Origin of the sequence: Pseudomonas rossensis (assembly GCF_039888995.1) — a bacterium.
Taxonomy (GTDB): Bacteria; Pseudomonadota; Gammaproteobacteria; order Pseudomonadales; family Pseudomonadaceae; genus Aquipseudomonas; species Aquipseudomonas rossensis.
Map to the genome: position 1 here is coordinate 1 of NZ_JBBWCB010000106.1, position 19,624 is coordinate 19,624.

Annotated in this window: 18 protein-coding genes and 1 pseudogene; all 19 read left to right on the top strand. The window is 62.2% G+C overall.

All coding sequences use genetic code 11. The annotated features are described in order from the left end of the window. Window positions 1-3,722 (top strand): annotated as a pseudogene (locus WLY71_RS22735) (hypothetical protein); the annotation flags it as partial. A 164-nt stretch (window positions 3,723-3,886) separates the two neighbouring features. After that, window positions 3,887-5,839 carry a YncE family protein gene (locus tag WLY71_RS22740; protein WP_347805335.1) on the top strand — a complete coding sequence of 651 codons (1,953 nt, stop codon included), beginning with the start codon at window positions 3,887-3,889 and terminating at the stop codon, window positions 5,837-5,839. A 13-nt stretch (window positions 5,840-5,852) separates the two neighbouring features. Next, window positions 5,853-6,509: an SCO family protein gene (locus tag WLY71_RS22745; RefSeq protein WP_347805336.1), complete on the top strand. Its 657-nt coding sequence runs from the start codon at window positions 5,853-5,855 to the stop codon at window positions 6,507-6,509. Further along, window positions 6,506-7,132, top strand: a complete 627-nt coding sequence (locus WLY71_RS22750) for an SCO family protein (protein WP_347805337.1) — start codon at window positions 6,506-6,508, stop codon at window positions 7,130-7,132. The genes WLY71_RS22745 and WLY71_RS22750 overlap by 4 nt, the downstream gene beginning before the upstream one ends. Window positions 7,133-7,141: 9 nt before the next feature. After that, the gene (locus WLY71_RS22755; RefSeq protein ID WP_347805338.1) at window positions 7,142-8,692 is read left to right on the top strand and encodes a cytochrome c/ABC transporter substrate-binding protein; all 1,551 of its coding nucleotides are present in this window, start codon (window positions 7,142-7,144) and stop codon (window positions 8,690-8,692) included. Window positions 8,693-8,707: 15 nt separating this feature from the next. Further along, a complete protein-coding gene (locus tag WLY71_RS22760; RefSeq protein WP_347805339.1) occupies window positions 8,708-9,661 on the top strand; it encodes a peptidylprolyl isomerase in 954 nt (317 codons plus the stop codon). A 220-nt stretch (window positions 9,662-9,881) separates the two neighbouring features. Then, window positions 9,882-10,415 carry a response regulator gene (locus tag WLY71_RS22765; protein ID WP_347805340.1) on the top strand — a complete coding sequence of 178 codons (534 nt, stop codon included), beginning with the start codon at window positions 9,882-9,884 and terminating at the stop codon, window positions 10,413-10,415. Window positions 10,416-10,499: 84 nt separating this feature from the next. Further along, window positions 10,500-12,206, top strand: coding sequence for a GspE/PulE family protein (locus WLY71_RS22770; protein ID WP_347805341.1), 1,707 nt, complete (start codon window positions 10,500-10,502; stop codon window positions 12,204-12,206). Then, window positions 12,187-12,990 carry a hypothetical protein gene (locus WLY71_RS22775; RefSeq protein WP_347805342.1) on the top strand — a complete coding sequence of 268 codons (804 nt, stop codon included), beginning with the start codon at window positions 12,187-12,189 and terminating at the stop codon, window positions 12,988-12,990. The genes WLY71_RS22770 and WLY71_RS22775 overlap by 20 nt, the downstream gene beginning before the upstream one ends. A gap of 1 nt (window position 12,991) precedes the next feature. Beyond that, a complete protein-coding gene (locus WLY71_RS22780; protein WP_347805343.1) occupies window positions 12,992-13,537 on the top strand; it encodes a pilus assembly protein in 546 nt (181 codons plus the stop codon). Further along, window positions 13,524-14,072: a GspMb/PilO family protein gene (locus WLY71_RS22785; RefSeq protein WP_129443230.1), complete on the top strand. Its 549-nt coding sequence runs from the start codon at window positions 13,524-13,526 to the stop codon at window positions 14,070-14,072. The genes WLY71_RS22780 and WLY71_RS22785 overlap by 14 nt, the downstream gene beginning before the upstream one ends. Then, the gene (locus tag WLY71_RS22790; protein ID WP_347805344.1) at window positions 14,072-14,590 is read left to right on the top strand and encodes a hypothetical protein; all 519 of its coding nucleotides are present in this window, start codon (window positions 14,072-14,074) and stop codon (window positions 14,588-14,590) included. The genes WLY71_RS22785 and WLY71_RS22790 overlap by 1 nt, the downstream gene beginning before the upstream one ends. Next, window positions 14,587-16,431 carry a secretin N-terminal domain-containing protein gene (locus WLY71_RS22795; protein WP_425589954.1) on the top strand — a complete coding sequence of 615 codons (1,845 nt, stop codon included), beginning with the start codon at window positions 14,587-14,589 and terminating at the stop codon, window positions 16,429-16,431. The genes WLY71_RS22790 and WLY71_RS22795 overlap by 4 nt, the downstream gene beginning before the upstream one ends. Window positions 16,432-16,433: 2 nt before the next feature. Further along, entirely contained in the window at window positions 16,434-16,907 is a 474-nt protein-coding gene (locus WLY71_RS22800) for a type II secretion system protein (protein WP_347805346.1), read from the top strand. Between the two features lie 4 nt (window positions 16,908-16,911). Then, entirely contained in the window at window positions 16,912-17,286 is a 375-nt protein-coding gene (locus tag WLY71_RS22805) for a type II secretion system protein (RefSeq protein ID WP_347805347.1), read from the top strand. Further along, window positions 17,261-17,806 (top strand): type II secretion system protein, encoded by a 546-nt coding sequence (locus WLY71_RS22810; protein WP_347805348.1) that lies wholly within the window; start codon window positions 17,261-17,263, stop codon window positions 17,804-17,806. The genes WLY71_RS22805 and WLY71_RS22810 overlap by 26 nt, the downstream gene beginning before the upstream one ends. Continuing rightward, window positions 17,803-18,195, top strand: a complete 393-nt coding sequence (gene csgE / locus WLY71_RS22815) for a curli production assembly/transport protein CsgE (protein WP_347805349.1) — start codon at window positions 17,803-17,805, stop codon at window positions 18,193-18,195. Before WLY71_RS22810 ends, csgE begins: the two co-directional genes overlap by 4 nt. Continuing rightward, window positions 18,192-18,611, top strand: coding sequence for a curli assembly protein CsgF (locus WLY71_RS22820; RefSeq protein WP_056746587.1), 420 nt, complete (start codon window positions 18,192-18,194; stop codon window positions 18,609-18,611). The genes csgE and WLY71_RS22820 overlap by 4 nt, the downstream gene beginning before the upstream one ends. A 32-nt stretch (window positions 18,612-18,643) precedes the next feature. Then, window positions 18,644-19,510, top strand: coding sequence for a CsgG/HfaB family protein (locus WLY71_RS22825; RefSeq protein ID WP_056746588.1), 867 nt, complete (start codon window positions 18,644-18,646; stop codon window positions 19,508-19,510). The last annotated feature ends 114 nt before the right edge of the window (window positions 19,511-19,624 follow it).

The window sequence follows — 19,624 nt, forward strand, 5'->3', positions numbered from 1 at the left end:
ACGCTGCCAAGGCGCAGTCCCTGAAAACCAGCGGCAACGCCTTGTGGGCCAACCTCGACCCGGCTCAGTCCGGTGGCTGGGACGGCGGTCTGGGGCGCCATACGCTGGACGGCTTCTCCTCCGGTGGCCAGGCGCAAACCATTACCACGTCCCTGGATTTCTCCAAGAAAGTGACCCGGGCCAAGCCGATTTACATGCCGGAAGAGGGCACCGAAGTCGAACAGGCGGCCATGGCGTTCCATGCCAAAAAGGATCATCCAAGTTTTGCCGTGCTGCCCGGTAATCAAATCGTGGCGCGCAACTTTGGCACCAACGGCGCGTTGCCAACGGCTGGCGCGCCTTACTTCGAACCTTGCATGGATGACCGGCAAAAACGCCTGACCAGCAGCGCCGGCACCGGCGAGTTCGCCAGCGGTGAACGGATCGACGGCATGTCCTTTACCGGCTCTTCGACTTTTACCGCCGACCGTCCACGGGTCTATAAGGCCGCAAACATTCAGTTCGATGCGGTCTACAACAAGGTCGGTTACCACTTCCCGCAAGCGCGCATTCTCGCTCTGTGGGAAGACGCCTGGCCGGTGATCACCAAGCAGCGCCCACCTGAGCCTTTGGTGATGCGCATGAACACCTTCGACTGCGTGCAGTACCAGCAAACCAACCTGGTGCCGGCCACCTATGAGATGGACGACTATCAGGTGCGCACGCCGACCGACGTGATCGGCCAGCACATTCACCTGCCTAAATGGGACCTGGTGTCTGCCGATGGTTCGTCCAACGGCTGGAACTATGAAGACGGCGTGCTTTCCCCGGGGGCCGTGCGAGAACGTATCCGCGCCATCCGCGAGTTCAACCAGTGCGAAGGCACCGATCCACGTGACGGCACGCCGGCCTGCCCGAAAGCCAAGGCTCACCCGTTCTTTGGCCAATACGGCCGGGCCGACTGGGTCGGCGCGCGCACGGCGATGCAGCGCTGGTTTGTCGATCCGGTGGTGAACACCAAAGGTGTCGATCGTGGGCTGGGGACCATTTTTACCCACGACCACTTAGGCCCATCGACTCACCAACAGGTCGGTCTGTACGCCACTGTGCTGGCCGAGCCGGCCGGTTCCACCTGGTTCCACGCTGAAACCGGCGAGCCGTTGTACAGCGGCGCGCGGCAGGATGGCGGGCCGACTTCATGGCAAGCGGTGATTTCCACCGGTGACATCGATGGTGACGGCAAGAACGACAGCTTCCGTGAGTTCTTCCTTGAGTACAGCGACTTCCAGCACGCCTATGAAGCGGGTGTGTATGTTGGCGCCGGCCCCAATGGTGTGCCCGATCCGCAAGCCTTCCCGGCCACCGCCGACAGCTTCCGCTACGCGATCAACCCGCCGGTGCGCAATAACGCCAGCAACCTGCTGGAAGGGATCGTCGAAGTGCAAGGCGGGCAAGTGCCCGGTTGCCCAAGCCGGCCATGCCCACAAGCGATCTCGGTCGATGACCCTGGTATGTTCGTGGTCAATTACCGCAACGAACCGCTGGCCCTGCGGGTGTACGACCCGAACAAGATCGGCCCGGACGGCAAGCGCGGCATGCAGGCCGACGGCCTCGGCGGCGACCTCGCGTATGCCATGCAAAGCCGCACCGACCGCGCCATCCCGGCGATGAACCTGGCGCCGAACCAGGTGACCGCGGCCACCGGTCCCACCGGCGGCACTACGCTGTTCCCGCCGCACATCAACCGTGGCGGCGCAGAACCGGGTGACCCATTCACCCCGATGCTGCGTACCTATACCGGTGACAACGTGCGGCTGCGGGTGCATGCCGGCGGTCACGAAGAAGAGCACAACGTGACCCTGCACGGTGTGAAGTGGCTGCAAAGCGGTTCCGGGTTCGGCAACAGCTCCAACTCGGGCTGGCGTTCCTCGCAGATGGTCGGGATCTCCGAGCAATTGGGCTTCAATGCACCGGTGTCGATGGTCTCCAGCTCGGCCGCGACCACGGGTGACTACCTGTACTCGATGGACGCCTCCCTGGAAGGATACTGGAGCGGGATCTGGGGCGTGATGCGCAACTACACGGCCCAGCGCAGCGATCTGTTCGCGCTGCCGAACAACCCGAAACCGATGGGTATGCGCAACACTGTGGCGTTCGATGGTATCTGCCCACGGTACGGCGCCAACCCTAATGGCATCGGCACCCGGCCGACCGTGCAACGCAACTATGAAGTGGTCGCGGCGCTGGCCAACGACATCCTCGGCAACCCGCTGAACCTGTCCATCGGCGATCCGGCGGGGATTGGGCAACATGTCGGCGGGCCGTTGAATCCGGCGGGCGGCACGCTGGTGTTCAACTCGCGCCCCGTGAGCATTGCGCAGGTCACCGTGACCGACCCCGAAGACGGTGAGACCTTCACCATCGGCGGGCAAAGCGGGCCGCTGCATGACCCGACGGCGATCCTTTATGTGCGCAAGGGCGATCTCGACCCGATCACCGGCAAGCTCAACCCCGGTGTGCCTGTCGAACCGCTGGTGCTGCGCGCGGCGGCCGGTGATTGCATCAAAATCACCCTGGAAAACCGTCTGCCCATGATCATGCCGGACCTGACCCAGACAGCGGTGATGCAAGGCGTGGTCAAGCGTGATCGCAACAGCGGCCTGGGGGCGACCACCTTCAGCAATAACCTGATGCGGCCGTCCAGCCACGTTGGCCTGCACGCGCAACTGCTGGCGTACGACATCACCAAATCCGACGGCACTAACGTCGGCGCCAACCCGATCCAGACCGTGCCGCCGCGTGTTGGCAGTGTCGGCGCGTACCCGACACGTACCTATCAGTACTACGCCGGGCACCTGGAGCGTGAAGGCAAGCCAATCACGCAACTGGGCCGCAGTGTCGACAACATCAACGCCACGGCGGTGGAGTTCGGCGGGTTGAATTTCACTCCGGCGGACTTCATCAAACAGCCGCAGAAAGGCCTGGGCGGGGCGATGAGCATCCTGCCGATCGGGGCGACCTGGGTTGACGATGCGCGCAAAGTGACGGCGACTGTCACCGCTGCGGGGCAAACCACCTACCGTGACTTTGCGATGGTCTGGCAAAAAGCCCTGAACATCCGCTGGGCCAACGGTCGGCCGGTCGAAGGCATTGCCGCCGAAGGCTTGGGTGTGCCGACCGATCCGCAGGACAACTCGAGCATGGCCATCAACTACAAGGCCGAGCCGCTGTGGTTCCGCTTCGGGCTGGCACCGGATGCGCCATTCGGCCGTGCCGACGGCCATGGTTATGGTGACGTGCCCAATGCGCACATGGCTTACAGCAACGCGCTGGTGGGAGGCGATCCGCAGACGCCGGTGCTGTATGTGAAACCGGGGCAACCGTTTCGCACCCACATCATGATGCCCACCGGTGGCAGTCGCGGCACGACCTTCCAGCTTGACGGTCACGTCTGGTCGGTCAACCCGTTCCAGTCGGAGAAGAGCGATACCGGCGGTTATCCGACGAATACACCAGGGGTGGGTTCGGTGCGGTTCGGTTTCAACCCGATGTCGATGTACATCGGCGCCCGCGAAAGCATCCTGCCGGCGGCGCACTTCAGTTTCATGCACCCGAGCGCCGGGGGCAGCAACGCGATACCGGGCGATTACCTGTTCCGTGATTACGGCGCTTATGGCAACACCGCCGGGCTTTGGGGATTGCTGCGGGTGACCAACGAACCTGAACCGGCTCCGGCACCGTAGGAGTCGGGATGGGGTGGTGGATGGCACCCCCCCTGTGGGAGCGAGCTTGCTCGCGATGAAGTCACCTCGGTTTTGCGTGGTGAGGCGAATGACGCAATCGCGAGCAAGCTCGCTCCCACAGGGGCGCGTTACGGCAGGCTCAGATTAGAAAGGGGAGAAGCATTATGAACAGGACCATCAAAGTGGCCGGAGGTGCGCTGGTTGTAGCGTTGGCGCTGATCTGGCTGGGTGTGTGGCGCACGACGCCCCCGGCCATGCTGAGCGAGGTCGCGCTACCGGACACCTGGAGCGGCCAGACGCTTAAGCGTGACGGGGTGTCGGTGGCGCTCGAGGTGCGGCCTCTGGCGCAGGACGGGGTGCTGCGCGAGGGCGAGTTCGCCGACGTGCGCTTTCGGGTCACTGACAGCGCTTCGGGCCAACCCATGTCGGGCGTGAACCCGGGGGCCTGGCTCGATCCGGAAACTGTCGCCGCCGACCAGGCCCAGGGCCGTGAACACAGCTGCAAATCCCGGGTCGGGGTGTTTCTGAAATCGAGCATCGGCGCGCGGCCGTTGCTCGATCTGAACAGCTACTTCCTGCTGGTGATGAACCGCGATGCCAGCGTCTCGGTGGTCGACCCGTCGGTGTCGGTGGGCGGGATCACCAGCACGATGGCGCGGATCGATATCAAGCAGCCGCCGATGGATTGGGTGACGCCCCGTGACAACAAGCGGGTGTTCGTCTCAATGCCGACCGCCGATGAAATTGCGGTGATCGACAGCGAGCAATTCAAGTTGATCGACTCGGTGGCTGCCGGCAGCAACCCGGTACGGCTGGCATTGCAACCCGATGAGCGTCTGCTGTGGGTCGGCAACAACGCGAAATCGGTCGAGGCGTCCGGGGTGACGGTGATCGACACGCGCAGCCTCAAGACGCTCAAACACCTGGCCACCGGTGCCGGGCATCACGAAATCGCCTTCAGCAAGGACAGTCGTTTTGCCTTCGTCACCAACCGCGATGACGGGACGGTGAGCCTCATCGACATCGCCAGCCTGACCATCAGCAAGCAACTCAAAACCGGCTCGCACCCGTTGTCCGTGGCGTACTCGCCACTGTCCCAGGCGGTGTATGTCGCCGATGGCAAGGACGGCACGGTGACCGTGGTCGACACTGCCAGCCTCGCAGTCCGGCGGGTGATCAAGATGAAACAGGGCCTGGGCCCGATGGGTTTCAGCGCTGACGGTCGTTTCGGCATCGTGCTCAACACCCTGGAGAACCAGGTCTCGGTGATCGACGCGGCCACCGATTCGTTGATCCATGAACTGGACGTGTCCGCCGAACCTTATCAAGTGGTGTTCACCAAGGCCTACGCCTACATTCGCGGACTGGCGTCGGCCAAGGTCACGATGATCAATCTGTCGTCCTTGGGTGAAGGCCGTACGCCGATCAGCCAGGGCTTCGAAGCGGGGCCTCAGGCGCCACGGCTGGCCGGTGACCTGCCGCTGGCATCGAGCCTGGCGGTGTCGCGGGATGACAACGCGGTGTTTGTGGTCAACCCGGTGGACAACACCACCTACTTCTACGCCGAAGGCATGAACGCGCCGATGTCCGGCTACCCGAATCGGGGGCAAGTGGCGCGGGCGGCGATGGTCATCGACCGCAGCCTGCGCGAAGTCGAGCCGGGGCTGTACAGCGCCCGGATCAAACTGCCCACTGCCGGGCGTTTCGACGTGGCCTTCCTGCTGAACCAGCCGAACATCATCCATTGCTTCACGGCTTTGGTTGAGCCGGATAAAAACCTCACCCGGCACCCGGGTGTGCCGAAGGTGGAATTCATGCTCGACACGTCCACGGCCGCCCTTGGCAGTCCTTACGTGGTGCGTTTTCGCATCGTTCAGGGCAAGCAGAAGGCCCAGCGCAGAGGCGTCAAGGACGTTCAGGTGCGCTACTTCCGGGCCCCGACGTCCCGGGTCCAGCAAGTCGCCGCGCTGGAAGTGGGCGACGGCGTTTATGAAGCCCCGGTGACCCTCGACCAGAACGGCGCCTGGTACCTGCACGTACGCGCGGCGTCGCTGGGCGCGAGCTTCGACGACAAGACTTTTGCCAGCGTTCGGGTCCTGCCCGGCGATGCCCACTGAAAGGAGTTTCGACATGAACCGATTCGCACACCGTGGACTGCTGACGTTCTATCTGCTGGCCGCCGGTATCGGCCAGGCCCTGGCCCACTCGGAGGATGAACACGCCGGTCACGAAATGCCGGCCAAAAGCGCCCGTTCGGAAAGCGCCCAGGTCAAGTTCGCCGACGTGGCGCTGGTGGACCAGAACGGCAAAGCGGTGCGCCTGGAAAAAGACCTGGTGACCAACAAGATTGTGGTCATGAGCTTCATCTACACCAGTTGCACCACTGTTTGTCCGGTGGTGTCGTCGATCATGGGCAAAGTGCAAAAACAGCTGGGTGCCCGGGTCGGCGGCGAAGTGCAACTGGTGTCGATAAGCATCGACCCGCAGCGCGATGACGCCAAACGCCTGAACGACTACGCCCGCAACTTCCAGAAAGGCCCGGGCTGGAGCTGGCTGACCGGCAGCTCGCAGTCGATCAACGAAACCCTCAAGGGACTGGGCACCTTCAGCGGGGACTTCAAAAGCCATCAGCCATTGATTCTGGTGGGGGATGGCAACAGCCGCCACTGGACCCGCTACTACGGCTTCACTGACCCGAAGGTGCTGGCCCGTGAAGTGGAGAAACTCAGCGGTCAGCGCAACGTTCACGCCAAGCACACGGCCATCGCGATGGAGCAGCAGCCATGAGAGCCCTCGACTGGATCACCCTGACGGTTTGCTTATGCCTGTTCAGTTCGCTAGCGTCTGCCCACGAAGGGCACGAAGAGCCGGCCCCCGCGGTGGCCGCCGTTGCCGCAGCGCCAGCCAGCGGCACCCGCGATGCGAAAACCTGGTTCACCGACACGCCGTTGCAGGACCAGAACGGCGAGACCCTGCGTTTCTATAGCGACGCGCTGCAGAACCGCGTGGTGCTGCTCAATGTGATTTTCACCAGCTGCAACGATGCCTGCCCGCTGATCACCCGCAAGCTCAAGGAAGTGCGTGAGTTGCTGGGCGACAAGGCGGACGGCATCACTTTTATCTCCCTTACCAGTGATCCGCTGCGGGACACCCCGGCGGTACTCAAGGCTTACACCTTGAAGCAGGGCGTCGATGGCCCCCACTGGCTTTTTCTTACCGGCGACAAGGCGCAGATGGACCTTGTATTGGGGCGCATCGGCCAGACCGTGCCGACCCCCGAGCAGCATTCAACACAACTGATCGTGGGTGACGTGGCCAACAAACGCTGGAGCAAAATCCGTCCCGATGCCCCGGCCGCCGCCATTGCCCAGCGCTTGCAGTTGCTGACAATGCCCGTGGCCGGTCGTTGAGCCCGCGCCATGAGAACTTCACTCGCTCTCGGCCTGCTACTGCTCGGCGGCCTGCATTTCGCCGCTGATGCGTTGCCGCTGAGCCCCAGTGAAAGCGCCGGTAAACGGCTGTATCGCGAGGGTGTTTCCGGGAGTGGTGAGCCGATCATGGCCCGGGTCGGGGCGCCAGGGATGCTGTTGCCGGCCACCAGCCTGCCGTGCGCCAACTGCCACGGCGCCGATGGCCTGGGGCGGCCCGAAGGCGGGGTGCGACCGCCGGATCTCAGCTGGTTGCGACTCACCAGCACCTACGGCCAGCAGCACATCAATGGCCGTGCGTACCCGGCGTATACCGAAGACACGTTGGCGCGTGCCATTCAGGAAGGGCGTGATCCGGGCAACAATCGGCTCGACCCGGCGATGCCGCGCTTCGTCCTGTCGATGAATGATCAGCGCAACCTCACGGCTTACCTCAAACGCGTGGCCGAGGACCGCGACCCCGGCCTGACCCCCGACAGTCTGCACCTGGGCACGTTGTTGCCACGCCACGGACCGTTGAGCGAGGAGGGCGCCACGGTGGCGGCGGTGCTCAAGGGAAGCGTGGCGCGAATCAACGACGCCGGCGGGATTCATGGTCGACAGTTACGTCTGAGCATCGTCGACCCGGGCCCGGACCGTGCCAGTGCCGAGCAGGCGTTGGATCAATTGATTGAGCAGGAACAGGTGTTCGCCCTGATCGCGCCACTGGCACCGGCACTGGACTCAGACCTGGCCGCGCGCCTGGAACGGGCCGGCATTCCGCTGATCGGACCGCTGTCGTTGTTGGGTACGGCGCAGGTCAGTCGACAGATTTTCGAACCACTGCCAGGGTTGCGCGAGCAACTGATCGCCCTGGCCGATTACGCCACCCGCAATTTGCGGGTGCTCGAGGGACCGACGCTGATCACTTACCCGGACGAGCCCAGTCAACGGCTGGCGGCGCAGAGCCTCGGCCAGTACTTGCAGGATCGCGCCTGGCAAAAGATCAGTCTGAAAGTTTACGACTCGGCGCAAGACGAACTGCCACTGGGCTCGCGTTCGGTGTTTTACCTGGGCAGCGGCGGCGGTTTCAGTCGCCTCGCCGAGCGCTTGCAGGCGGCGGGGCAGGTGCCTTATCTGTTCGCTGCGTCGAATCAGGTGGCGGGTGATCTGTTGCAGGTGCCCAGTGATTTTTCCCGGCGGGTGTTTCTGGCTTATCCGTTCGTGCCCAGTGACTGGACGCTGGCCGGACGCCTGGCCCTGACCCAACTGCGCGAACGCCAGGGGCTCGGCGGTCAGCATGCGATGCTGCAAGTCGGCGCGTTCAGTTCGATGTTGCTGCTCAGCGAAGGCATGAAACAGGCCGGGCGCGACGCCAGCCGCGAGAAACTCATCAGTGCGCTGGAAGGCCTGCATGACTTCGATACCGGGCTGACCCCGCTGATCAGCTTCGGTCCTGGCCGCCGCCTCGGCTTGCGTGGCGCGCATATCGTCACCGTGGACTTGCCCGGCCAGCGCTTTTATCTGGTCGCTCCCTATAAACCCATTGCCGCTACACCCTGACTGGAGGTCTGGATCATGCCGCTCAAGACTCTGTTGCTCCTGCTCACGATGTGGGTTCCCGTGGCGTTCTGCAGCAATGGCCCGGCCGCCGCGCGGGTCAATGGCGAGGAAATTTCCGAATTGCGCCTGGAGCGCTATTTCGCCGAATACCTGGAGGACCAGGGCCGGGCGCTGGGCAGCATCCGCAACCCCAAGGCCTACAAGCAATTGCGTCAGGCGGCACTGACCGCCTTGATTGACAAAGAATTGCTGTGGCAGGAAGCCGTCAAGCGCGGGGTGGTGGTCAGTGACGCGGTGGTGCAACGCCTGGTCGATCAGACCCGGCAGGCCATGGGCGGTGCCGACGTGTTCGCCCGGCGCCTGGAAGAGGCCGGTTTCGACGAAGTCGGTTACACCGAGTACACCCACCGTGAGCTCGCAGCCCAGCAAGTGTTTGCCGACCTCACCCAGGTCGCCGGGCCTGACGAAAAACAGGTCCGTGCGTTCTATGAAGAGCATCGCGCCGAGATGAGCCGGCCGGAACAAATCCAGGCACGGCACATCCTGATCAAAGTGCCTCAAGGCGCGGATGCCGCCACAGTTGAAGCAGCCCGGCTACGCTTAGAGGAGATGCAGGTGAAAATCAGTCAGGGTGAGGATTTTGCCAGCGTGGCCCGGGCCGGTTCCGAAGACGCTTCCGCCAGCGAGGGCGGTGATCTGGGCTATTTTCCTCGTGGGCGGATGATGCCTGAATTCGAAGCGGCGGCTTTTGCCCTGGCACCGGGGGCTGTCAGTACACCGGTGCGTACCCCGCTGGGCTGGCATTTGATCTACCTGCAGAACCACTTGGAGGCGACCGATGTCTCAGAGGTGCAAGGGCTTGAAATGGTCCGGGCTTACCTTGCCCGACAGCAACAAGCTCAGGCTCGTCTACAGGTTCTCGCGCAGCTGCGATCAAGCAATCGAATCGAACGGGTTGACGATGATTGAAGGTTTCCCCCAATAGTGGGGAAATGCTTCAAGGTACATCCGAGTGCTTCCCCGCCTTTGGGGGATGGAGTTTCTGGATGAAATGGTTTTTTCATGAAAATCAAAGACGTGCAACGGTAAAAAACCGGCGCTCAGCCTGGCATGAAGTGTGCGTTAGCCTCAGTGAAGGCGCGTACTCCCAGGGCTGAAACATCGGACCTGCGGTTTCAAGGAGTCGACCTTGTTAAACAAAGTACTGGTTGTCGAAGACGAACAGCTCCTTGCCGAAAACCTCAAGGATTACCTTCAGGCGCAAGAGCTCGACGTCCGGATTGCACATGACGGTGCGGCGGGTATCGGTGAAGCCGAACAGTTTGCACCCGATGTGATGGTGTTCGATTACCGCTTGCCCGACATGGAAGGCTTTGAGGTGCTCGATGCTGTCCGCCAGAACAGGAAGTGTCATTTTGTGCTGATTACCGGGCACCCAACCGCTGAAGTCTGTGAGCGGGCCCGGCAACTGGGAGTCAGCCATATCCTGTTCAAACCGTTTCCATTGGCGGAATTGGCCCGAGCAGTCTGCGACCTTCTGGGGATGGAGCGCGAAGCCAAAGCAGGCATGAGCAATTCGCAAGGTTTTGTCGAACGACGCCAGAGCAGGACCGAGAGTTTCCCGCTGCAGTTGTACGACGGCAGTTGGGTGCTGGCAGATCGTCGACGAAGTCTATCGACCTCCAAGGCACCAGGCGACGAACAATTGCTCACCGGGGAGTAGTGGCGCGACAAGACGTTCCGGCAATCGCCGCAATGGCCTGCCGCGTCGACAGGGCTCAAAGCCCCCGGCGTTGGAGAGCATGCCATGGACCGTCTATCCCTTGTCGTCGAACCGGCGCTGTCGGACTGTGTACCGTCTCGATTTTCCAGTGAGCAACTGGCCCAGGCACGCTCCCTGGCCGCCAGTTCCGGCGAACGGGTACTGGAAGCCCTCGGGGGGGTGTGCGAGCTGGCCCCCATGCCCTTCATCCAGAGCCTCGGCGCGACCCTGCATTATCCGGTGCTCGACACCGACAGCCTGTTCAAAGCCACCCCGGTGTTCGACCGGGTCACCCTGGCCCAATGCCTGAAGCGTGAATTCATCCTGCTGCGTCACGACGATGCGGTCATCGGTGTGTTTGCCGACCCCTTCGATACCTCACGCCTGGCCTGGATCGACGACTGCCTGCACGGCGCGCCGCTGTACCTGGTGCATGCCGACGACCTGAAGGCCTACCTGGCACGCCACGAAGAGAGCTTCCACGCCGTGGAATCGCTCAACGCCCAGGCCGACGCCAATGTCGAAATCGATACCCTGCAAAGCCTGTCCCTGACCAGCATCAGCGAGGACGCCAGCGTCGTCGTCAAACTGGTCAACTCGACCCTCTACGACGCGCTGAAAATGCACGCCAGCGATATCCATCTGGGCACTACCGGCAGCGGCCTGGTGATCAAGTACCGGATCGATGGCGTGCTCAACAACATCAGCAAAATCCAGGGCAGCGAATTCGCCGAGCAAGTGATTTCCCGGGTCAAGGTCATGGCCGAACTGGACATCGGCGAAAAACGCGTGCCCCAGGACGGTCGCTTCAAGATCGGCATCAGCGGCCGGCAGATCGACTTTCGGGTGTCGATCATGCCGAGCATTTTCGGCGAAGACGCGGTGCTGCGGGTCCTCGACAAACAGGACCTGGCCGACAAGGTTTGCGGCGTGCAGTTGCAAGCCCTGGGCTTCGAAGAAGAAACCCTGCGCCATCTGCGTCGGCTGGCGGCCGAACCTTACGGCATGGTGCTGGTGACCGGCCCCACCGGTAGCGGCAAAACCACCACGCTGTACGCGATGATCACCGAGATCAACCACGGCGTTGAAAAGATCATCACCATTGAAGACCCGGTGGAATACCAACTGCCGGGCGTGCTGCAAATCCCGGTCAACGAAAAGAAAGGCCTGACTTTCGCCCGTGGTTTGCGCTCGATCCTGCGCCATGACCCGGACAAGATCATGGTCGGTGAAATCCGCGACCCCGACACCGCGCAGATCGCCGTGCAATCGGCGCTCACCGGACACCTGGTGTTCACCACCATTCACGCCAACAACGTGTTCGACGTGATCGGCCGGTTCACCCAGATGGAAATCGACCCTTACAGCCTCGTTTCGGCACTCAATGCGGTGCTGGCCCAGCGGCTGATCCGACTGGTCTGCGCCAGTTGCAGCGCGCCGGCTTACCCGACCGATGAAGAATTGCGCCTCTCGGGCCTCGATCCGCAACAGGTCGATCACTACCACTTCGTCCACGGCAAGGGCTGTGGTCATTGCCGGGGCACCGGTTACCGCGGGCGTACGGCGATTGCCGAACTGCTGCACCTCGACGACGAGCTGCGGCAAATGATCGTCGAGCGCCAACCCATTTCGAAAATCAAGGCCCTGGCGTGCAGCCGTGGCTTGCGCCTGTTGCGCGAGTCGGCACTGGAGCTGGTTGCAGAGGGGCGGACCACGCTCGAGGAGATCAATCGTGTCACTTTTATCTCGTGATCGTTTTGTCGCCGTGCTCGGCGCCAGTGGCGTCGGTCTGGGCCAGCGCCGTGGCAGTGAAACCTTGTGGCTGGGGAGTGTCGGCTTTATCGACGAAGGCTTCCATGCCTGGGCCGTGGCGCTGGACACCCTCGACCGTCTGCTGGGCGAACACACCCGTCCCGGTGCCGAATTGAGTGTGGTGATCTCCGGGCACTTCAGCCGCTTCTGTCTGGTGCCCTGGAGCGAACAGATCAGCAGCCCTGCCGAATTGCTCGGGTTTGCCCAACTGTGTTTCGAAGACCTTTACGGCGTGCCGACGCAACCCTGGAGCATGGTGCTGTCGGCCGAACCGGCGGGCTACGACCGGGTCGCCACCGCGCTGCCGCAAGACTTGCTGACGCATCTGCGCACGCTGGTCACGGGGCGTGGCCTGCGCCTGCGGTCGGTGCAGCCGTACCTGATGGCGGCGTTCAATCATTTCGATAAAAGCTTCGACGCCGGCGACTTCCTGTTCGTGGTCGCCGAGCCGGTGCGCAGTGTTTTGTTGCTGGCGCGGGAAGGGCGCTGGGCATCGGTGCGTTCGGTGGGCAGCAGCGACAGCGATGCTGCACTGACTGCATTGATCGGGCGTGAAAACCAATTGCAGGCGTCCACCAGCGAACGGCCGCTGAACGTTTACTTGCACGCGCCGGCACGCATTGACTCGCACCCTGACGTACCCGGTGTGCACCTGCGCACCCTCGAAGAACACCGGACATCCGTACGCGATGGCTTGTACGTCATGTCCCGGGCGGTGGCCTGACATGCGCGCCCTGATGCTCGACTTCCAGCCGCGCCGTCGCTCGGGCCCTCTGGGCTGGAGCCTGCTGGTCGGTGGCGTGGTGCTGACGCTGACCTGCGTGCTGGTTCAGCAGCACCTCAGCGAACAGGCCGCGCAACAGCAAGGCCACTTGCAAACCACTCAGCGCGTACTTACCGGCGACACGGGCGGCAAAGTCAGCCTGACCCCGGCCGAAACCCGCGAACAGGCGCACAACCTGGCCGAGATGCGCAAGGTGTCCCAGCAATTGCGCCGGCCATGGGAGCGTCTGTTCGCCATGCTCGAAGCCATGCCCCGGGACGACATTGCCTTGCTGACCCTGACCCCGGATGCCCGCAAAGGCCAGGTGCGAATCAGCGCCGAAGCGCGGGATCTGGAAGTTATGCTCGACTTCCACCGCAGCCTCGAAGCCAGCGACGAGCTGTCCGATGTGTCGCTGCTCAGCCACGAAATCGTCGCGAACGTGCCGGAACACCCGGTGCAATTCAACCTGTCGGCTAGCTGGGAGATTGGCGATGCAAATCCCTAGATTGATCGTCCACGAATACCTGCAAGGCTTGGGCATTCCCGGCCTGGCAGGGCTGGCGATGTTGCTGCTGGCGCTGGTGTATGGCCTGGTGGGCCTGATGCCGGACTGGCAGTCGCTGCAAACGCTCAGCCAGCAGACGCGCGAAGCCGGCGAATACCTGGCCAAAGTCGAAGACGGCAGTGTTGCCGCGCCGGTGGTGCCGCAACGTCAGCTCGACGACTTCCGCAGCAAGTTGCCGTCCCAGCCGCAGGCCACCGTGGCCATCGACAAGATTTACGCACTGGCGGCTCAGGAGCACATCACCCTGGCCCGTGGCGAATATTCCCTGGGCATCGACCCCAAGACGCACCTGGCCCGTTATCAGATTCTGCTGCCGGTGCGCGGCAGCTACCCGCAACTGCGGCGCTTCCTGCACGCCTTGCTCGGCCAGTTGCCGGCGGTGGTGGTGGAGGACGTGGAGTTCCAGCGTAAAAAAATCGCCGACACCGACCTGACCGGGCGGATCCGCATGACCCTTTACCTGTCGAGGTCATGATGAATCCCAAACGCGTAGTGGGTTGGGTGGCGTTCTTCGGTGTGGCGGCGGCGCTGACCTGGTTGCCTGAATACTTCACGTCGTCAGAGGAGGGCGATGCGTTGGTTGCCGCCGTGGCCACCCCGACCAACAGCAAAACCCGTGGTGCGCTGCCCGCCGCGTCCGCCGGCAAAACATCGGCAGCGGTCAAGGACCTGAGCCCGGTTGGCGACCTGTTCGCCTCCCGCAGCTGGAAGGTTGCGCCGCAGCTCGCCACCGTCACCGAACAACCCGTCAACCTGACCCCGGTGGTGCAAGTCCCGACGGCACCACCGATGCCTTTCCAGTTCATTGGCAAGCTGAATGACCGTTCCGACCTGCAAGTGTTTTTGCAGAACGGCGAAAAAATATACGTCGTACGCAAGGGGGATGTGATCGACGACACCTGGCGGATCGAGGGGATTTCCGACGTGGAACTCAGCTTTGTCTACCTGCCTCTGCATTTGTCTCAGACTTTGTCTGTGGGGAGCACGCAATGATCAGATCATGCCGTAGTACCATAGGAGCGCTGATGAACCTTTGCCTTTGTGCAGGACTGGCCGCGTGCAGTTCGGCGCAGGTTGCCAAGCAAGAGGCGACCGACCTGATGGCGTCGGGACAATACGAAGCCGGCCTGGCCCGCATCGAGGAAGGGCTGAAGGACAACCCTCGCAACACCGAGCTGCACCTGGCCCTGAACAGCAGCCGTGCTCGTGCAGTGACAGCGCTGTTGACCCAGGGCGACGTGGATCGCGCCCAGCGTGATTTCGCGTCTGCCCGCCAGGCTTACAGCCGGGTGTTGACCATCGAACCGAACAACCGCCGGGCCCAGGACTCGCTGCGCCAGCTCGATCACATGCGCAGCCTGGATGAAAAACTCGAACTGGCCCGTGGTGACCTGCGTCGCGGTGACATCTACGGTGCCGACCGCCAGGTGAAACAGATCCTAGAACTGGACCCGAAGAATGAAGGGGCGCTGGAGCTGCAAAGCGACGTCCGCCTGGTGCAAAGCCGCAACGTGATTGCGTATCCACAACTGCGGACCCGTCTCGATCGGCCGGTGACCCTGGAATTTCGCGAAGCCAACCTGAAAACCATCTTCGAAGTGCTGTCGCAGGTCGCCGGTTTGAACTTCATCTTCGACAAGGACCTGCGCCCGGACATGAAAGCCACCATCTTCGTGCGTGACGTGCGCATAGAAGACGCCGTGGAACTGCTGCTGCAACAGAACCAGCTGCACCAGAAAGTGGTGAATGAAAACACCTTGCTGATCTACCCGGACTCACCGCAGAAGCTCAAGGATTACCAGGAGCTGGTGATGCGCACCTTCTACCTGACCAGCATCGATGCCAACACCGCGCTGAACATGATCAAAACCATGCTCAAGACCCGCGACGTGTTCGTCGACGAACGCCTCAATACCCTGACCATGCGCGACTCTGAAGACGCTATCCGCATGGCCGAAAAACTCCTGCAATCGCAGGACCAGTCCAACCCTGAAGTGGTGCTGGAAGTGGAGGTGATGGAAGTCGCCACTCAGCGGATTCTCGACCTTGGCCTGCAATGGCCGAACACCTTCGGCGTGGTCAACAGCGACGGCTCGGCCGTGACCCTGCTCGATCAACTCAAAGGCATCAACTCCAGCCGAATCTCCATCTCGCCGTCACCGCAGGCCAAGATCAACGCCCAGGACAACGACATCAACACCCTGGCCAGCCCGGTGATTCGCGTCAGCAACCGCGAACAGGCGCGCATCCACATTGGTCAGCGCGTACCGATCATCAGCGCCACCTCGGTGCCCTCGACTCAAGGCCCGGTGATCACCGAAAGCGTCACCTACCTCGATGTCGGTCTTAAACTTGAAGTACAGCCGACCGTGCACCTGAACAACGAAGTGGCGATCAAAATCGCCCTGGAAGTGAGTAACGCCACGCCACTGGAACCGACCCGCCAGGGCACGATTCCGGTTCAGGTCGACACCCGCAACGCCCAGACCACCCTGCGTCTGCATGACGGCGAAACCCAGATCCTCGCTGGCCTGATGCGTAACGACCATGGCGCCACCGGCAACAAAATCCCCGGCCTTGGCGACATTCCAGGTCTTGGCCGCTTGTTCGGCAGCAACAAGGACACCGTCGGCAAGTCGGAGCTGGTGCTGTCGATCACGCCGCGGATCGTGCGCAACCTGCCGTACCAGAGCCCGTCGGACATGGAGTTCACCACCGGTACCGAAACCAGCATGCACATTCAGGCACCGGACCGTGGGATGGACTCGGCGATTCGCCCAGAGGCCCTGAGCGCTCCGGTTGCTTCCACCCGCGTTGTCGTCGAGAAGCCTTGATCATGAACGCCTCGCAACGCGGTTTTACCCTGATCGAAGTCGTTGTGACGCTGGCCCTGATCGGCCTGCTGGCCGGCATGGCTGCGCCGTTGACCGAGACCGTGGTGCGCCGGGGCAAGGAGCAGGAACTGCGCACGGCGCTGTATCAGATTCGCGATGCCATCGACGCCTATAAACGTGCGTTCGACGCCGGCTACATCGAGAAATCCCTGAACAGCAGCGGCTACCCGCCGAACCTGCAAGTGCTGGTGGACGGTGTGCGCGATGTGCGCAGCGCCAAGGGCGCCAAGTTCTTCTTTTTGCGGCGCGTGCCCCATGACCCGCTGGCACCGGTCAAGCGTGACGACGAAGGCGGCTGGGGCGTGCGCTCCTACGACAGCACGGCTCAGAATCCGCGGGAAGGCGTAGACGTTTTTGACGTTTACTCCAAGGCGCGCGGCAAGGGGCTCAACGGCATCGCCTACCGGGAGTGGTGAGATTATGCGTCGGGAAAAGGGTTTTACCCTGCTGGAACTGATGGTGGTCATGGCAATCATCGCCACCTTGATGACCATCGCCTTGCCACGCTATTTCAACAGCCTCGAGGCCGCGAAAGAGACCACGCTGCGCCAGAGCCTGTCGGCCATGCGCGAAGCACTGGACCACTACTACGGCGACACCGGGCGTTATCCCGACTCCATCGAACAGATGGTCGAACAGCGTTACCTGCGCAACCCGCCGATGGACCCGATTGCCGAACGCAAAGACCTCTGGGTGCTGGTGGCGCCGCCTGACGGCGTCCCGGGCGGGGTCGCCGATATCAAAAGCGGGGCCACAGGGAGGGCGCGTGATGGCAGCCTTTATTCCGAGTGGTAAGCCCTCGAATGAGGCCGGGTTCACTTACCTGGGCGTGCTGTTTCTGATCATGTTGATGGGCATGGGCCTGGCCAGCGCTGGCGAGTTGTGGTCCACCGCCTCGCGCCGTGATCGTGAACGGCAGTTGCTCTGGGTCGGCACTCAATATGCCCAGGCATTGCGCAGTTATTACCGCAGTTCACCTGGCCTGGCCCAGTACCCGAAGGAGCTGGCGGACCTGTTGCAGGACGAGCGTTTTCCGTCGCCAAAACGTCACTTGCGCAACTTGTACCCGGACCCGATTGGGGGTGGCGAATGGACGTTGATGCGCGGTTTTGACGGACGCATCACCGGCCTCAGCAGCCCCTCCACGGACACGCCGCTCAAGCAGGCGGATTTTCCCACTCAATGGTCGGACTTCACCGGCATGGCGAGCTACAAGGACTGGCAGTTCGTGGCCGAGAAGGCCTTCCTCGATAGCGCGTCCGCGCCCAAAGGCCAATCCAAAAACGACTCGGGTGTTGGGGCGGTGTTGCCATGAACAGACACTGGCTACCGGCCCTGGTCCTGATGCTGATGACGTCCTTCGTGTCGGCTGCCGAAGAAGACGAAATGATGGGTTTTATCGTCGACGACACGATCTCGCACATCGGCCACGACTTTTACTACTCGTTCAGTGAACGCCTGCGCGCCACCAGCCCGATGGATTTCAACCTGGTGGTGCGTGAACGACCTTCGGCACGCTGGGGCAGCCTGGTGACCGTGGAATATCAGCAACGATTGGTTTATCGGCGCTTCCTGCCGCCGAACACTGTGGAGTTGAAGGACGAGGCCTATGAGGCTGCCGATCTGGTCCGCGTGCAGATCGTCCAGCGCAAGCTGGAAACCTTGTTGCAGGACACCACCGACCTTGAGAGGGACGAACTATGAACACTGGAACTTTCTCGAAACGCACGGGCATGTGGTTATTGGGGCTGGGCAGCTGTGGGCTGGTCCAGGCCACGGAGCTGGTCTACACGCCGATCAACCCGTCGTTTGGCGGCAACCCGCTGAACGGGACCTGGTTGCTCAACAACGCCCAGGCGCAGAACGATTACGACGACCCTGACTTGAAGAACCGTACCAGCGCGGCCGGCACGTCGGCCCTGGAGCGCTTCACCAGTCAGCTGCAATCACGGCTGCTAGGGCAGTTGATGGACAACATCTCCGCGGGCAATGCCGGGAGCCTGACCACCGACGCTTTTGTTGTGAACGTCATCGACGACTCCGGTGCACTGACTATTGAAGTGACCGACCGAGCGACCGGTGAAGTTTCCGAAATCCAGGTGAATGGCCTGGCCCCTTGACGGGGGACTTGGATCGATGGGGAGTTAAGGACATGAAAAAAATAATAGCGCTAGGGCTGATGTTGGCGGCATTACAAGGGTGCAGTTTGCGCGAGCCGATGGGGGCCGAGCAGGACACCGAATCACCGACCCTGACACCTCGGGCGTCGACCTATTACGACTTGCTGAACATGCCACGACCCAAGGGCCGGTTGATGGCGGTGGTGTATGGCTTCCGGGACCAGACCGGGCAGTACAAACCGACCCCGGCCAGTTCCTTTTCCACCAGCGTGACCCAGGGCGCGGCGAGCATGTTGATGGATGCGCTGCAGGCCAGTGGCTGGTTTGTGGTGCTGGAGCGTGAAGGGCTGCAGAACCTGTTGACCGAGCGCAAGATCATTCGCGCCTCGCAGAAGAAGCCGAATACGCCGGTGAATATCCAGGGTGAGTTGCCACCGTTGCAGGCGGCCAATTTGATGCTTGAGGGCGGGATTATTGCCTATGACACCAACGTGCGCAGTGGCGGGGAAGGGGCGCGGTATCTGGGGATCGATATTTCCCGTGAGTATCGGGTGGATCAGGTGTCGGTGAACCTTCGTGCGGTGGATGTTCGTAGTGGGCAGGTGTTGGCCAATGTGATGACGAGCAAGACGATTTACTCTGTCGGGCGCAGTGCCGGGGTGTTCAAGTTTATCGAGTTCAAGAAATTGCTGGAGGCTGAGGTCGGGTACACCACGAACGAGCCGGCGCAGTTGTGTGTGTTGTCGGCGATCGAGGCGGCCGTTGGGCATTTGCTGGCGCAGGGGATTGAGCGGCGCTTGTGGCAGGTGGCGGGGGATAATTCTTCGCCTGACAACAATGCGACGCTTGACCGCTATTTGACTCAGAACAAGGTTGTGCCTGAGGGTGAGGAAGAGTGAACCGAGGCGGCCTTCGGGCCGACCTGGCTCTTACAGATGTCCCCCGATACTGTAGGAGCTGAGCTTGCTCGCGATGGCGGCCTGACAGCCGACCAGTCTCCCTCAGATGTACTC

Bases quoted from the DNA above. Each gene is read 5' to 3' on its own strand.
- WLY71_RS22825 (WP_056746588.1), top strand. From the start codon at position 18,644: ATGAAAAAAATAATAGCGCTAGGGCTGATGTTGGCGGCATTACAAGGG.
- csgE (WP_347805349.1), top strand. From the start codon at position 17,803: ATGAACAGACACTGGCTACCGGCCCTGGTCCTGATGCTGATGACGTCC.
- WLY71_RS22790 (WP_347805344.1), top strand. From the start codon at position 14,072: ATGAATCCCAAACGCGTAGTGGGTTGGGTGGCGTTCTTCGGTGTGGCG.
- WLY71_RS22795 (WP_425589954.1), top strand. From the start codon at position 14,587: ATGATCAGATCATGCCGTAGTACCATAGGAGCGCTGATGAACCTTTGC.
- WLY71_RS22750 (WP_347805337.1), top strand. From the start codon at position 6,506: ATGAGAGCCCTCGACTGGATCACCCTGACGGTTTGCTTATGCCTGTTC.
- WLY71_RS22800 (WP_347805346.1), top strand. From the start codon at position 16,434: ATGAACGCCTCGCAACGCGGTTTTACCCTGATCGAAGTCGTTGTGACG.
- WLY71_RS22760 (WP_347805339.1), top strand. From the start codon at position 8,708: ATGCCGCTCAAGACTCTGTTGCTCCTGCTCACGATGTGGGTTCCCGTG.
- WLY71_RS22770 (WP_347805341.1), top strand. From the start codon at position 10,500: ATGGACCGTCTATCCCTTGTCGTCGAACCGGCGCTGTCGGACTGTGTA.
- WLY71_RS22785 (WP_129443230.1), top strand. From the start codon at position 13,524: ATGCAAATCCCTAGATTGATCGTCCACGAATACCTGCAAGGCTTGGGC.
- WLY71_RS22810 (WP_347805348.1), top strand. From the start codon at position 17,261: ATGGCAGCCTTTATTCCGAGTGGTAAGCCCTCGAATGAGGCCGGGTTC.
- WLY71_RS22740 (WP_347805335.1), top strand. From the start codon at position 3,887: ATGAACAGGACCATCAAAGTGGCCGGAGGTGCGCTGGTTGTAGCGTTG.
- WLY71_RS22780 (WP_347805343.1), top strand. From the start codon at position 12,992: ATGCGCGCCCTGATGCTCGACTTCCAGCCGCGCCGTCGCTCGGGCCCT.
- WLY71_RS22820 (WP_056746587.1), top strand. From the start codon at position 18,192: ATGAACACTGGAACTTTCTCGAAACGCACGGGCATGTGGTTATTGGGG.
- WLY71_RS22805 (WP_347805347.1), top strand. From the start codon at position 16,912: ATGCGTCGGGAAAAGGGTTTTACCCTGCTGGAACTGATGGTGGTCATG.
- WLY71_RS22755 (WP_347805338.1), top strand. From the start codon at position 7,142: ATGAGAACTTCACTCGCTCTCGGCCTGCTACTGCTCGGCGGCCTGCAT.
- WLY71_RS22745 (WP_347805336.1), top strand. From the start codon at position 5,853: ATGAACCGATTCGCACACCGTGGACTGCTGACGTTCTATCTGCTGGCC.